The following is a 14,301-nucleotide window of genomic DNA, read 5'->3' as shown; positions in this document are numbered from 1 at the left end:
CGATGGCGCTCGGCAAGAACCGCCGACGCGAGCGGGGGATCGACTATTGGCCGGGCTTCGTGGACGCGCTGTCCACGCTGCTGCTCGCCATCATGTTCCTGCTGACAGTGTTCGTGCTGGCGCAGTTCCTCCTGAGCCGCGAAATTTCCGGCCGCGACGAGGTGCTGAACCGGCTGAACAGCCAGATTGCCGAACTGACCGAGTTGCTGGCGCTCGAAAAGAGCAACAGCCAGGACGTCGAGGACCAGCTTGCCAACCTGCAGTCGTCACTTGCGACGGCCGAAAGCGAGCGGTCGCGGCTTCAGCAATTGCTCAATCAGGGCGCTGGGTCCAGCGGTGCAGCCAATGCGCGCATCGGGGACCTTACCAACCAGCTCAGCCAGGAACAGCAGGTGAGCGCGCGGGCGGCAAGCCAGATCGAGCTGCTGAACCAGCAGATCGCCGCGTTGCGTGCTCAGATCGCCGCCATCGAGCAGGCGCTGCAGGCGTCGGAAGCCAAAGATGCGTCCTCGCAGGCGCAGATCGCCGATCTCGGTAGGCGTCTCAACGTCGCGCTGGCCCAGCGCGTGCAGGAACTGAACCGCTACCGCTCGGATTTCTTCGGGCGGCTGCGCGAAATTCTCTCCGACCGGGAAAACATCCGCATCGTCGGCGACCGGTTCGTCTTCCAGTCCGAAGTCCTGTTTCCGGTCGGCGGCAACGAGCTCGATCCGGCCGGCCGGGTGGAAATGGACAAGCTCGCGACCGCGCTGCTCGACCTTGCCAAGGAAATTCCGGCGGAGATCAACTGGGTACTGCGTGTCGACGGGCATACGGACAATTCGCCGCTTTCCGGCACCGGACGGTATCGCGACAACTGGGAGCTTTCCTCGGCGCGCGCGACCTCGGTCGTCAAATACCTGATCTCCAAGGGCGTGCCGGCCAACCGGCTGGTTGCGGCCGGTTTCGGCGAGTTCCAGCCGATCGCCCAGGGCGATACGCCGGAGGCGAAGTCGCAAAACCGCCGTATCGAGCTGAAGCTGACCGAACGGTAGACCGATGGCCGACAAGCCCGACATGGCGGCGGTCCTGAGGGCGGTCGCCGAGAGCCCCAAACGAGATAACAGCGCCTATCACAAGGCGATGGCGGATGCTCGGCTCGCTTTCGAGAACGCCGAGGCGGTGCTTGGCGGACCGGTCGCAGTCAGGACCAAGGCCAAGCTGAAGAAAAGCGGCAAATACGTCGTGAAATGGGTGTTCGAACGCACTGAATGATCAGACGCTCGCTGGCCCGATTCCGTGCGTCGCAGACGTGAAACCCAGCCTTGCCAGCCCGCGGCGCACTTCCGGCGCGTTCATGAAGAGCCGCCACAACAGGCCCGAGCGGAAATTCTCGATCATCGCGATGATCGGCCCCTGATCGATGGCAAGGTAGGTTCCGGCCACCCAGCCGGCGTTCGGCACGAAGGAATCGGCAAAACCGAACCGGCCGAGCAGCCTGCCGTCCTCATAACCGAGCATTGCCCGCATGGCGCTTTCGGCCTCGTTCGGCAGGAAAGGGAAGCTCGACAGGGCGGCGGTCGGGGCGATGACGCCCTTGTCGTAGGTCGGGGAATGGGCGCCGTAACCTTCCGGGCCGTCGGAGGCGGTCAGGCCCCAGACGCCGGTCTGCCGGTAGTCGGGCACGGTGATGCAATGATCGTGGTTGATGCGCGTGTGGGCGACCGCCTGTTCCCGATAGTCCCCGCAGTACCGGTCGCTCAGGCCGCGAGGGTCGATTGCACAGAAGCTGTAATGCGAGATGAAGAGGGGGCCGCCATAGGGCTCGCCGAGCGGCAGCACGGTGCCGAGATAGCTCGTGCCGTTCTTCATCTCGCCCGATCGCGCCCAGCCCTTGTGATAGCTTTCCGGCTTGATCGGAAAGGTTCCTGAGCCGGCGGCGAGCACGTAGGTCGACAAAGCCTCGTTCCAACCCCGAATCGGCAGATTCATGATCCAGCCGTGATCCGGGCTCCAGTGCCAGTAGAGCGCGTCATCCTCGCCGCGGGTGTACCAGTTCCATTCAACGGCGGCGAACAGGCGGCTGACGCAGGTCCGCAGCTTCTCTTCCTCCGCCGTTGCCGCGGAGAAATATTCCCTTGCGCAGATCAGGCCCTGCATCAGGAAGGCGGTCTCGACCAGGTCGCCGCCATTGTCCTTTTCGGAAAAATGCATCGCCGCGCCGGTCGCGCCGTCGATAAAATGGGCAAAGGCACCGTGGAAGCGCGGCGAGCGCTCCAGATGATCGAGCATCGTCGCCAGCCGCGAAAGGGCTGCGGCGCGGCTGATCCAGCCTCGTTCCGTCGCCACGACGATGGCGAGAATGCCGAATCCCGTGCCGCTGACCGAGATGATGTTGGGCGACGGATCGCCTGAGACGAAGCACTTGTCGAACGGCAGGCCGCTTTCCGGATGGGCGCCTTCCCAGAAGAACCTGAAGGTCTGTGACTGAATCCTGTCGAGGCAGGCTTCGAGGGAAGGGGCGGACGGTGGTGTGAAATTCATGGGACTCGCGCTTGTCGGCAATAACTTCAAAATAAGTGGGTATTCTGAACGCCAGGTTCACGGCAGCGGTAAATCGGCGGGAAACACTTCGGCGTGAGATCAGAGCGCCGATGCGCTCCGGTGCTCGATATCGTGGAACTGCAGGCGGGCAAGCTTGGCGTAGAGCCCGCCTTGGGCGATCAGGCTCTGGTGCGTGCCTTCCTCGACGATCCGGCCGTTCTCCATGACGAGGATGCGGTCGGCCTTCAAGACGGTGGCGAGGCGGTGGGCGATGACCAGCGTCGTGCGGTTCCGCATCAGTCCGTCGAGCGCCTTCTGGACAAGGGTTTCGCTTTCCGCGTCGAGCGCCGAGGTCGCCTCGTCGAGCAGCAGAACCGGTGCATCCTTGAGGATGGCGCGGGCAATCGCGATGCGCTGCCGCTGACCGCCCGACAGCGTGATGCCCCGTTCGCCGGCCATGGTGTCGTAACCGTTGTCGAGCTTCGAGATGAACTCGTCGGCCTGCGCGGCGACCGCCGCGGCGCGGACGGCCTCGCGGCTGGCATTCGGCGCACCGAAGGCGATGTTGTCGTGGATCGAAGCGGCGAAGATCGTCACGTCCTGCGGCACGATGGCAAGCCTGGAGCGCAGGTCGGAGAGCCGCGCCTGCCTGATATCGACGCCGTCGAGCGTCACCGAGCCGGCGGACGGATCGTAGAAACGCATCAGCAGCGAAAAGACTGTGCTCTTGCCGGCGCCTGACGGGCCGACGATGGCGACCGTCTCGCCGGATCGGACGCGGAACGACAGCGCGTTGAGTGTGATCGCGCTGACGCGGGCCGGATAGGCGAAGGAGACGGCATCGAACTCCACTTCGCCGCGCGAGGGGACGGAGAGTGCGACCGGACGTTCGGGATCGCGAATCGCAGGCACCTCTTGCAGCAGTTCGGTCAGCCTTTCGGCTGCACCGCCGGCTGCCGAAAGCTCGCCCCAGACCTCCGACAACTGGCCGAGCGAGCTTGCCGCGATCACCGAATAGAGCACGAACTGGCCGAGCGTGCCGGCCGTCATCGTGCCGGAAAGCACGCTTTGCGCACCGTACCACAGCACGCCGACGATGCTGCCGAAAACGAGCAGGATGGCAAAGCCGGTCAAAAGCGCGCGGGCCTTGATCGCCGCCCGCGCCGTATCATAGGCGCTTTCGACCGTATTGCCATAACGGCCGTTTGCGGTGGTCTCCCCGCCGAAAGCCTGTACGGTGCGGGCCGCACCGATCACTTCGGCGGCAAAGGCCGAAGTCGCGGCAAGCGTATCCTGGGCGGCGCGGGAGCGCTTCCTCACCGACCGGCCGAAACCCACCAGAGGAAAGACGATCAGTGGAATGGCGCCGAGCACCAGGGCGGAAAGCTGCGGGCTCGTATAGATCATCATCGCCATGGCGCCGAGACAGAGAATGGTGTTGCGCAGCGCCTGCGAGGCCGAGGAGCCGAAGGCGGATTTGATCTGTGTCGTGTCGGCAGTCAGCCGCGAGACGATTTCACCCGACTGGTTGACGTCGAAGAAGGAGGGCGAAAGCTTCGTGACATGCGAAAAGACTTCGCGGCGCAGGTCCGCGACCACGCGTTCGCCGATGGTGATGACATAATAGTAGCGCATGGCGCTTGCGACCGCGAGCAGCGCGGCGAGCGCCATCAGCATGCCGAAATAATTGTTGATGAAGTTGCCGTCGGAGGAGGCGAAGCCGTGATCGACCATGCGGCGCACGGCGAGCGGCAGAGCCAGTGTCGTGGCTGCGGCAAGCATCAGGAAAAACGTTGCCGCGGCAACCAACGACCGGTAGCGCGCAAGATAGGGAAGCAGCCTTGTAAGCGGTCTCAAGGCTTTGCCTCTCGGCTGGTTTTCTGGGGCTTCGGCCAATTTGTCCTCGGGTAAGCGGAGCGCGGTTTCAGGGCGCACGGGTACTTGTACTTCCTTCGGCCTTCCTGTATAGGCTCCGCATCCAATTGGGAAGCCGTGGCCGGGCCGGTCTGCGGCTTCATTTATTAAAGAGCGTCCTCGCTCGCAATTGCGACATATGGACCTCGTAGCGCAGGATTATCGACATGAAGGCTGGCATCCACCCCGACTACCACATGATCAAGGTCGTCATGACCGATGGCACCGAATACCAGACCCGTTCGACCTGGGGTTCGGAAGGTGAAACCATGAACCTGGAAATCGACCCCAAGTCCCATCCGGCTTGGACGGGCGGCAACCAGCAGCTCATGGACCGCGGCGGCCGCGTTTCCAAGTTCAACAAGCGCTTCGGCGGCCTCGGCCTCTAATCCGCTTCCGGACTGAACTTTCGAAGAGCCTGGCATTGCCGGGCTTTTTTCGTTTCAGGCATTCGCGGGAGGGGCAGCATGGGGAGCCAGGACGGCATTTCGCCTGAAAATCGCCGAATCGTCATCATGGGGAACGGTGGTTCCGGCAAAACCTGGCTGGCGCGGCGGCTTGTGGAGTCGCTCCGTCTGCCGCTCGTCCATCTTGACGATGTGCATTGGGAACCCGGCCGTTACGGCATCGCGCGGGACAGGGCGCTTGTCCATGAAGAGGTAAAGAGGATTGCGGCAGGCGAGGCCTGGCTGATCGAAGGGGTGTACGGCTTGTATGTCGGCTTGGCCTTACCGCGGACAACGGCGTTGATCTGGCTCGACCTGAGTGAGGAGGAGTGCGTCGCGAATGTCAGGCAGCGCGGCATCCAAGGCGGAGAAAGCCGGGAATCCTTCGACGGGTTGGTAAAATGGGTATCGGAATATCGGGCCAGAAAGAATAACTGGAACGCGTTTGACGGGCACCTGAAGCTCTACGAAGGCTTTGCCGGCGCGAAAGCGCGGCTGTACAGCCGGGAGCAGATCCTTGGATATGCGGAGAGTTTCCTGCGGCCATGAAAAAGCCGGCGCAGGCACCCGCACCGGCTATGGTCCTTAAAACCGCTCAGTTGCCGAACGCCGTGCGCAGCAGGTTGAGCTGGGCGCGGACGCTGTTTTCGTTGTCCGGCAAAACGGCGGCTTCAGCCGGGCGATAGATTTCGCGGTCGAGAAGCGCGATGCGGTTCTGAAGGCGCAGCGAACGCTCCACGAGATCGCGGAAACCTTCCGGCAGGTCGTTCCAGCCCGGCGCGTTGCGGTCGACGTTGAAGCCGTCGAGACGGACCTTGTTCTTTTCCGAGAGAACCTGTTCACGGCTCATCTCGCCGTTGTTGACGGCCCGCTGCAGGAGCAGCCAGGACGCCATCTGCATCAGGCGGGTCGTCAGCCGCATGGATTCCGCGGCATAGAGAACCGACGCCATGCGCGGCAGAACCTTCGACGCGGCGCGGCCGATCCCGTCGAGATAGCTCGCGGTTTCCTCAACCAGCGCCATGCCTTCCGAGTAGAGCGCCTTAAACTGCGACGAGGCAGCGGCGCGGCCGGCGAAACTGACGGTGTTCAATCCCTGTTCGGACATCGAAATCATCCTGCTAACGCAATTACTTCAGGCAATGACCATTACGGCTGAAAGTTCCGCCGCCGGTCTGAATGACATGAAGATGATACTTATAATGGAAATCCGCAAGACGTTTATTAAGGAAAGGTTAATACCCACAGGAAGTGGTAAACGCGTGTGGTCCTCCTGAAATCGGATGTATTTTCGGGCGGTTGATAGACCGCCGATGCTGGCTGCGGCAAACAGTCGGCCGCAGTCGTCACACGCATATGACGTAGAATCCGGCATGTCAGCGCTTCGCCGGAAAAAAGAAGAGCCGCGGAAGGGCGGCTCTCAAGGTAAAACAGGGAGAAATCAGACCATTCGCCGAACGGTGAAACTGTCTGAGTCCAGGAAGCCTGGACATGCTTATATTCTCTGTTAATGATTAATATATTCTTAAAAGCAAGAAAAGAATGCTTATTATTCTCGGTAAAACTTATCTCAGGACCGGAAGAGGCTGTCGGCGGCGCGGCGGCCGGCCGCTTTCGTCTCCTTCTCCGCTTCCAGCCGCGTGATTTCCTCGCGAAGCAGCCGGATGCGTGAGTCGAGTTCATCGACGAAAAGCATCGAAAGGTCGGAACCGATTTCGTGGGCGGCCGGTTTCTTGGGGCGCTCGTCGTCGAGAGAGCTCATGGCGTTTCCTTCTTCGTTGTTGCCGCCGCCTCGGCCTTGGCGCGAGGATCGAGCGACAGGCTTTCCGGGGTCGCGAGCGGCGATGTCGAGGCCGGTGCCGTCGTATAGGCGTCGCGGTCGCCCATCGGCACAGGCGCCCGCTGCCGGCTGCGAACGATCGCATAGGTGGAGATCACGATATGCGCGACAGCCGTGACTGCAAAGAGGGCATGCGGGCCGGCCCAGCTCATCACCGGGCCACTGACCGTCGGGCCGATGATCGTGCCGATCCCGAAAAGCAGCAGCAGGCCGCCCGATACTTTGACGAAATCTTCGGGCGCGGCAAAGTCGTTGGCATGGGCAACGGCGATCGGATAGAGCGCGTTGGCGGCCGCGCCGTAGATCGCCACCAGCACGACGATGCCGTAGACGTCCGTCGGCCGCACCAGCACGATCGCGAGGCCGGCCAGCGCCGCGGCGGCGGAAAGGCCGGCCAGCACGTAGCGGCGGTCCATCCTGTCCGACAGGCGCCCGGCCGGAAACTGCATGATGGCGCCGGCGAAGATGGTGATCGATACCATGGCGGCGACCGCGCCGTGATCGAGGCCCGCGCGGGTGGCGAAGACCGCGCCGAGCGTGCCATAGGCGCCGTTCGCGGTGCCGATCAGCAGGATGCCGATGCAGGAAATCGGGGAGTTGCGGAAGAGGGCCCTGAGATCGAGCCGCGCCCGTTTCAGCGGCTGTGGCGACGCGGCCTTCGAAAGCGTCGTCGGCAGTGCGGCGATGCAATAGAGGATGCCGCAGACCATGAAGAGCGTCGGGGTCGAGATATCCGCGAAAGGCACCATCAGTTGGCCGCCGACAACGCCGAAAAGCGTGATCGAGATGTAGAAGGAGAAGATCGTGCCGCGGCTTTCGCTTGTGGCGCGCTCGTTGAGCCAACTCTCGATGATCATCGAGGTGCCGGCGGTGCAGAAGCCGGTGATGGCGCGCAGGACGAGCCAGGTATTCTGGTCCACCAGAAGAGCGGTGAGCAATACGTTGAGGCAGATCAGCGACAGGAAGCCCGAAAAGGCCCGCACATGACCGATGCGGCGCACGACGTTCGGCGCGACGAAGCAGCCGATCACGAAACCGGATGCCCAGGTGGTGCCGAGAAGGCCAAGGACCTCGTTAGAATAACCTTCCTGGGAACCGCGCACCGGCAGGAGCAGCCCCTGCAGGCCATTGCCGAGAAAGAGGAAAAGGGTACCGCAAAGGAGGGCGAGGACTGGAAAGAGGTTTCGTCTCATCTTTGCTACTATCGGCCTTTTTGGCGAATGCGATCGATCACGGCTGCGCAGGCAAGCATTGTTGCATGCAGATGAACCGCGCGTTAACGAAGGCGGAGCGGATGAGCTGTTCCCCGAATCCTCTCCGGATCTATCTGTGGTGGAGCGCAAAAATGTCCAGCCTGTGGCGATCAGCGAGACGAAAAACGCAATGACAAAAACAATCGCGGTCCTGTTGATCCTCGCCATGGTGATACAGGTCATCAAGCCGCTCGGCCTGCCGGGTCTTCGACGCCGAGGCGATTTCTGGAAACTGGCGGTATTCGCCTTCGCGATCTGGAGCGCCGCGCTGATCGTCAGGGAGTTTACGAAGATGTAGTCAGAGGCTGATGCTGCCGCGCATGACGGAAACGCAGCGGCCGGTGATCCGTACGTCGGTGACCGTGCCGCCCGCCTTCGCCACGTCGAGCTCGATCAGGCTCGGACGGCCCATTTCGATGCCTTGTTCGATGGTGATCCGGATATCCGCATCCGCCTCGGGCGCGTGCGTGACGAGGAAGGCGGAAAGGGCAGCGGAAGCGCTGCCGGTCGCCGGATCCTCCATCACCGCATCCAGCGGAGCGAACATGCGGGCGCGAATACGCCACGGGTCTTTTGGATCCCGGACATAGAGGAAGATCGGAAAGTCCGTGCCGACAGCGCTTTTGTGTCTTTCGGCGGCCTCGTGAAAGACGGTGATATTCGGCCGGGCGCGGGCGAGCGCATCCAGGTTTTCCAGTTCGCTGATCACGAAGGCGAGCCCCACGGAGGCGAAGACCGGCTGATGAGCGGTCGTGCGGATATCGGCTGCGTTGATCGAGGCACAGCGGGCGATGAGATCCGGCTCCACGTCCTCGGCAATTTCGAGCGGCCTTGGAGCGCGGATCGTGGCGCCCGCCACCGCGCCCGCTTCACGCTGAAGCTCAATCTCCACGAGACCGGCGATCTCCTCGAAGCGAAGCGCGTCGCCAACCGACCTGCCGAAGATTTGGGTCTGTTGTCCAAGCACGAAGGCGGTTCCGACATTCGGATGGCCTGCAAAGGGTATTTCCATGGTCGGCGTGAAGATGCGGACGCGAGCGGTATTTTCAAGATTGTCGGGCGGCAGCACGAAGGTGCTTTCCGCGTAACCGAACTCGGCGGCGATCCGCTGCATTTGCTCCGCCGTCAGGTCACGCGCATCGGGCACGACGGCCAGCGGGTTGCCGGCGAAACGGCGGGTGGTGAAGACATCGACGGTCAGGAAATCGGCGGTCGGCATGCTGCGATCCTCAAGCTGGAGGCGAGGATTTAAATCTTTCACGGCTGTCGCGACCAGCCAATGTTTTTGATTGCGCCCATCAATGAAAAGAAAGGGCGGGCAGGCCCAATTCAGGCCAGGCCATGGTCCTTCATCGCCTTTTCCTCGTCGCCGGTGATATAGGCGAAAATACGCGGTTCACTGTCGGCGACGGTGACGAAATAGAAGTTGGTGAAGCGCACATTGCCGCCCTTGCCCGCCTTGTTGACGTAGCAGAAGTCCCAGCCGACTTCTGCGAGCGCGTGAAGCTCGTTAAGCGTGACCACCTTTACGCCGGTAATCTCCATCCGCCTGCCGCCGGCCTCGCGATAGCGCGCGAAGCCCCGGGGGATGAACTCGCGAAAGGCCGCGTCGTTCGGGCCGCCAAACACGGCTTTCGGCGTCGAACCGACGAAATAGGCCGCAAAGAACGAGGCGATTTGCGAGACATGCACCATTGCATCATCCTTCAACGCATCGTTGCTCGTCCGGCCATATTCATCGAACAGTCGGCGGACCTTGGCTTCCAATTCCGTCATGGTTGCCTCCATCATGGACATGAACGCTGCATATGCGGTTCGGTTCATGCCGATGTCACGGTTTTTGCCGGCCGGCCACGCTTTCAGCCAACGAAAAAGCCGCCCGTTCGGGGCGGCCTTCTTCCTCCTCTGAAGAGGAGCGACATGCTCCACAGCCGATCATCACGATCGCATCAGGACTTATTGACGCTTGCGGCGTAGATCTGGTCGATCGTTTCGGCGAGGCTCGCATCGAACTCAGCGTCGCTCATCGTGACGCGCAGGTTTTCCGCCAGCGCGCGCGAGAAACTCGCGATCATGCCATGGTTATGGCTGAGCTTTTCGCAGGCGTCCGCGGTGCTGTAGCCGCCGGAAAGCGCGACGACCCGGACGACCGACTTGTGGGCGATCAGAGGAGCGTAGAAATCGGCGACCGTCGGGATCGTCAGTTTGAGCATGACCGTCTCGCTTGCGGGAAGCTTGTCGAGCTGCTCGGCGATCTCGTCGCGAAGAATGGCTTCAGCCTGTTCCTTGGTCGGGCTCTTGATGGAGACTTCCGGCTCGATGATCGGCATGAGGCCCTGGCCGACGATCTGACGTGCAACCTCGAACTGCTGCGCAACGACGGCAGCGATCCCGGCCTTGTCGGCATGGGCGATCACCGAGCGCATCTTGGTCCCGAAAATTCCTTTTTCGCGGCCGCGGATCAGGAGAGCGTCCAGATCGGGCATCGGCTTCATCGTCTGAACGCCATTTTCCTCAGCATTGAGGCCCTTGTCGACTTTGAGAAATGGCACGACGCCGCGCTTTTCCCAGAGATAAGAGGGGACGGCCTGGCCATCGACGTGGCCGTCCATGGTCCGCTCGAACAGGATAGCGCCGATAACCTTGTCGCCCGTAAAGGCAGGCGCGCTCATGATGCGGACGCGCATGGCGTGCATCAGGCGGAACATCTCCTCGTCACCCTGATAGTCGGTGTCGGACACGCCATAAAGACGCAACGCTCCAGGTGTTGAACCACCGCTTTGATCCAGCGCCGCGATAAATCCGGGCGCGGAACTCATCTTGTTCAACATCTTGGCATCCACCATACTACACTCCTGTCCCTAAAAGTTGGCGCGAAACGCGCTCATATCTCCCTAAGCTGTCACGCGGATAACAGAAGTTTTTTTAAAGGGAAATGCATGCCTAAATGATTGAAACGATTGAAATGACTTCAATCGTTTAAAATATCTAAAAAATTTTAAAGCGATTAACAACGGAGCGTGACGCGCTATATAGGCGCGGCTCCGTTGCATGGATATGACAATCAGGCGGTCTGCGAAAGCACGGAAACGCCCGGGAGTTCCTTGCCTTCCATCCATTCGAGGAAGGCGCCGCCGGCGGTCGAGACGTAGGAGAAGTCGTCTGCCGCACCCGCGTGGTTGAGGGCTGCGACCGTATCGCCGCCGCCGGCGACGGAGGTGAGCTTGCCGGCCTTGGTCTGTTCTGCGGCGTGCTTGGCTGCTGCCACCGTCGCCTTGTCGAAGGGCTCGATCTCGAAGGCGCCGAGCGGGCCGTTCCAGACCAGCGTCGAGGCCTTGGAGATCCAGTCGCTGACGGCTGCGACCGATTTAGGCCCGACATCGAGGACCATGGCGTCGGCCGGGATCTTGTCGATATCCACCACTTCGTTGGCGGCGCCCGCCTTGAATTCGCGGGCGACGACGCCGTCGACCGGCAGCACGATGGCGCAATTGGCGGCTTTCGCTTCCGCCATGATCGTGCGGGCCGTTTCGGCTAAATCGTGCTCGCAGAGCGACTTGCCGACGTCGATGCCCTGTGCGGCGACGAACGTGTTGGCCATGCCGCCGCCGATCACCAGCGCGTCGACCTTTTTCACCAGATTCTGCAGGAGGTCGATCTTTGTGGAGACCTTGGCGCCGCCGACGATCGCGACCACCGGGCGGGCCGGATTGCCGAGCCCCTTTTCGAGGGCTTCGAGCTCTTCCTGCATGGTGCGGCCGGCATAGGCGGGCAGGTGGTGGGCAAGGCCTTCCGTCGAGGCGTGGGCGCGGTGGGCGGCGGAGAAGGCGTCGTTGACGAAGATGTCGCCGTTTTTGGCGAGCGCTTCGGTGAAGGCCGGATCGTTCTTTTCCTCGCCCTTGTGGAAACGGGTGTTTTCGAGAAGCAGGATGTCGCCGTTCTTCATCGCGGCGACCGCCTGTTCGGCTTCAGGGCCGATGCAGTCCGAGGCGAACAGGATCTTCTGGCCGAGCACCTCGTTGACGGCGGAGACGATCAGCGACAGCGACATGTCGGCGACCGGTTCGCCTTTCGGGCGGCCGAAATGGGCGAGCAGGACGACCTTGGCGCCCTTCTTCGACAGTTCGAGGATGGTCGGGGCGACGCGCTCGATGCGGGTCTTGTCGGTCACCTTGCCGTCGGCGACGGGAACGTTCAGATCGACGCGCACGAGCACGCGCTTTCCTGCGATATCGGTGAGGTCGTCAAGGGTTTTGAAGGCCGGCATGATGCTATCCATTCGCTTGGGATAAAGTTTCGGGCGGACCATACTATGCCTGACCGGCGACGCAAGCCGATTGGCCGCCGCCGTTCGCATTCCTCGCGCGAAGGTATGATCAGCCGGCGGGTTTTCCGGGCACTTTCTTGCCCCGATACTTGCGCAGCAGATCGCGGATGCGGTGGGCGATTTCGCGCATGTTGATGAAGATCGGCAGGTTGGTCGCCGGCTCCACCGGTTCCAGCGAAATGCCGATCGAGCGGATATGTTCGTGCTCGTCAAGCTCGCGGACGATCAGCACGATCGAGCCGAAGCGCATGCGGTCGGCATATTCGACCCGTCCGCCGAGGCGGGAAGTCATCAGATCGCCGACCGTCATGTTCTGTTCGTTGGCGGAGAGAAGGCCGGGGCCATAGGCTGCATCGAGCTCCCTGGCGGGGCGTGACGGCGAGATGGCAAAGGCGCCGAAAAACTCCGCATCGTCCTCGTCGACCGGCACCTGGCTCGCGAACAGGCGGTCGAGCAGTTTCGAATAGACGGGCGAGATGAACAGGTAGACCTGATCGTTTTCCTTCAATCGCCCGGCATATTGGTAACGCATGCTGCGGCCGTCGCGGATGACGAGCGAAGGCATGGCCCAGCGGGGAATACGCTCGCCGCCGAGGATCGGACTGTCCTTCATGACACGGTAGGAGATCAGCTCGTGATGGGCGGTGCCCGGCAGGTCCAGTTCGATCTTGTCGACCGCGCCTATCCGCGGCGGAATGATGAGGCCGAGCTTTTCGGCGACCGGCTTGATCGTCCAGCCCTGCACGAGAAGCGAAACGAGCACGATGATGAAGGTCGTATTGAAGAAGACCGTGCCGTTTTCGACGCCGCTCAGGATCGGCATGATGGCGAGCAGGATGGAGACCGCGCCGCGCAGGCCGACCCAGGCGACGAAACCGGTTTCCTGCTGGGTGAAGTCGTAGGGAAGCAGGCTGAGCCAGACGGCAACGGGCCGGGCGACGAAGATGAGGAAGGCAGCAAGCCCGATGGCCGGCAGAAGAATGGCAGGAAATTGCGATGGCGTCGCAAGCAGGCCGAGCACCAGGAACATGATGATCTGCGCCAGCCAGGTCAGCCCCTCGTTGAAGCGGACGATCTGCGGCTTGGCGAACATCTTGCGGTTGCCGGAATAGATGCCGGCCACATAGACCGCCAGGAAGCCGCTGCCGCCCATGGCGCCGGTGAACGAGAAGACGAGAAGCGCCAGCGTCAGCACGAAGATCGGCGCCAGCCCCCGGTCGGAGGTGAAGCGGTTCAGGACCCAGACGATCATCATGCCGCCGAACAGGCCGAAGAGCGCGCCGAGCCCCATTTCCTCGATGAACAGCAGCAGGAAATGGGCGTTCAGCCCGGAAAAGCCCTGGCCGGTGGCAACGAGTTCGGCCAGCGCCACCGTCAGGAAAATCGCCATCGGATCGTTGGTGCCCGATTCCACTTCCAGCGTCGAGCGCACCTTGTCGCGGATATTGATGCCGCTGACGCGCAAAAGGAAGAACACCGCCGCCGCATCGGTGGACGCGACGATCGAGCCGAGCAGCAGGCCTTCGAGCCAGGTGAAGTTCAGCAGCAGCGTGGCGGCAAAGGCGAAGATGCCGGCCGTCAGCAGCACGCCGAGCGACGCAAGCGTGATCGCCGGCGCCGCCGCGATCCGGAAGGAATGGATCGGCGTCATGAAACCGGAATCGAAAAGCACGATCGCCAGCGCCAGCGAACCCAGCATGAAGGTGAAGGAATAGTTTTCGAACTGGATGCCGAGCCCATCGACGCCTGCAAGCAGGCCGATCGACAGGAAGATCAGGAGAAGGGGTGCGCCGAAGCGGAAGGCGAGGAGGCTTGACAAGGCAGCCACCAGCACGAGGACCGTGCCGACCAGCAGAACGAGATAAAACGCCTCCACCTATAAAGTCCCCTTCCTTCTGACCCCTCGCGTTACATCTTCCCCGCCCGCAGCCCCGATCCCGGGAACTGTGCCGCATCGTGCCGCGCAGGCGGTCACGCTCAGAATGGGGCAGAGCCCAA

The 14,301-nt window shown here is 62.1% G+C and carries 15 protein-coding genes; 5 read left to right on the top strand and 10 right to left on the bottom strand.

Features of this window, described 5'->3' with window-relative positions; genetic code table 11:
- The first annotated feature begins 2 nt into the window (after positions 1–2).
- Together DMO26_RS09625 and DMO26_RS09620 are read left to right on the top strand one after the other, a co-directional pair.
- Positions 3–1,034, top strand: a complete 1,032-nt coding sequence (locus DMO26_RS09625) for a peptidoglycan -binding protein (RefSeq protein ID WP_117191832.1) — start codon at positions 3–5, stop codon at positions 1,032–1,034.
- A 4-nt stretch (positions 1,035–1,038) separates the two neighbouring features.
- Positions 1,039–1,254: a hypothetical protein gene (locus tag DMO26_RS09620; protein WP_117191831.1), complete on the top strand. Its 216-nt coding sequence runs from the start codon at positions 1,039–1,041 to the stop codon at positions 1,252–1,254.
- Here the strand turns inward: DMO26_RS09620 and DMO26_RS09615 are convergent, their stop codons facing one another.
- Complete coding sequence (locus tag DMO26_RS09615; RefSeq protein ID WP_117191830.1) at positions 1,255–2,523, bottom strand: glucoamylase family protein; 1,269 nt, start codon at positions 2,521–2,523, stop codon at positions 1,255–1,257.
- A gap of 99 nt (positions 2,524–2,622) precedes the next feature.
- Positions 2,623–4,419: an ABC transporter transmembrane domain-containing protein gene (locus DMO26_RS09610; protein WP_117191829.1), complete on the bottom strand. Its 1,797-nt coding sequence runs from the start codon at positions 4,417–4,419 to the stop codon at positions 2,623–2,625.
- A 185-nt stretch (positions 4,420–4,604) separates the two neighbouring features.
- On the opposite strand from DMO26_RS09610, the gene rpmE reads away from it, so the two are divergent.
- Entirely contained in the window at positions 4,605–4,826 is a 222-nt protein-coding gene (gene rpmE / locus DMO26_RS09605) for a 50S ribosomal protein L31 (RefSeq protein ID WP_117191828.1), read from the top strand.
- 78 nt (positions 4,827–4,904) lie between these two features.
- Positions 4,905–5,432: a P-loop NTPase family protein gene (locus DMO26_RS09600; RefSeq protein WP_117191827.1), complete on the top strand. Its 528-nt coding sequence runs from the start codon at positions 4,905–4,907 to the stop codon at positions 5,430–5,432.
- A gap of 46 nt (positions 5,433–5,478) precedes the next feature.
- Here DMO26_RS09600 and rcdA read toward each other — a convergent pair whose 3' ends face one another.
- The 3 genes from rcdA to DMO26_RS09585 all read right to left on the bottom strand — a co-directional run bounded on the left by rcdA (position 5,479) and on the right by DMO26_RS09585 (position 7,916).
- Positions 5,479–5,991 (bottom strand): protease adaptor protein RcdA, encoded by a 513-nt coding sequence (gene rcdA, locus DMO26_RS09595; protein WP_117191826.1) that lies wholly within the window; start codon positions 5,989–5,991, stop codon positions 5,479–5,481.
- A 462-nt stretch (positions 5,992–6,453) separates the two neighbouring features.
- Positions 6,454–6,645 carry a DUF1192 domain-containing protein gene (locus DMO26_RS09590; RefSeq protein WP_117191825.1) on the bottom strand — a complete coding sequence of 64 codons (192 nt, stop codon included), beginning with the start codon at positions 6,643–6,645 and terminating at the stop codon, positions 6,454–6,456.
- Positions 6,642–7,916 (bottom strand): MFS transporter, encoded by a 1,275-nt coding sequence (locus DMO26_RS09585; protein ID WP_117191824.1) that lies wholly within the window; start codon positions 7,914–7,916, stop codon positions 6,642–6,644. Before DMO26_RS09585 ends, DMO26_RS09590 begins: the two co-directional genes overlap by 4 nt.
- A gap of 61 nt (positions 7,917–7,977) precedes the next feature.
- Between DMO26_RS09585 and DMO26_RS09580 the strand changes: the two genes are divergently transcribed.
- Positions 7,978–8,274, top strand: a complete 297-nt coding sequence (locus DMO26_RS09580) for a hypothetical protein (protein ID WP_162894764.1) — start codon at positions 7,978–7,980, stop codon at positions 8,272–8,274.
- Here the strand turns inward: DMO26_RS09580 and DMO26_RS09575 are convergent, their stop codons facing one another.
- The 5 genes from DMO26_RS09575 to DMO26_RS09555 form a co-directional block, all read right to left on the bottom strand.
- On the bottom strand, positions 8,275–9,195 hold the full coding sequence (locus DMO26_RS09575; protein WP_117191822.1) for a PhzF family phenazine biosynthesis protein: 921 nt from the start codon (positions 9,193–9,195) through the stop codon (positions 8,275–8,277).
- Positions 9,196–9,305: 110 nt separating this feature from the next.
- Positions 9,306–9,752: a hypothetical protein gene (locus DMO26_RS09570; protein WP_162894783.1), complete on the bottom strand. Its 447-nt coding sequence runs from the start codon at positions 9,750–9,752 to the stop codon at positions 9,306–9,308.
- Positions 9,753–9,925: 173 nt separating this feature from the next.
- Positions 9,926–10,822, bottom strand: a complete 897-nt coding sequence (locus DMO26_RS09565) for a fructose bisphosphate aldolase (protein ID WP_117191820.1) — start codon at positions 10,820–10,822, stop codon at positions 9,926–9,928.
- Positions 10,823–11,040: 218 nt separating this feature from the next.
- Complete coding sequence (locus DMO26_RS09560; protein ID WP_117191942.1) at positions 11,041–12,243, bottom strand: phosphoglycerate kinase; 1,203 nt, start codon at positions 12,241–12,243, stop codon at positions 11,041–11,043.
- Between the two features lie 109 nt (positions 12,244–12,352).
- On the bottom strand, positions 12,353–14,179 hold the full coding sequence (locus DMO26_RS09555) for a potassium/proton antiporter (protein WP_117191819.1): 1,827 nt from the start codon (positions 14,177–14,179) through the stop codon (positions 12,353–12,355).
- Positions 14,180–14,301: the final 122 nt, after the last annotated feature.

The sequence above is a fragment of the Rhizobium terrae genome (assembly GCF_003425685.1).
Taxonomy (GTDB): domain Bacteria; phylum Pseudomonadota; class Alphaproteobacteria; order Rhizobiales; family Rhizobiaceae; genus Neorhizobium; species Neorhizobium terrae.
The sequence above is the reverse complement of the archived record's forward strand: the minus strand, read 5'-3'. Positions and strand labels throughout refer to the sequence as shown.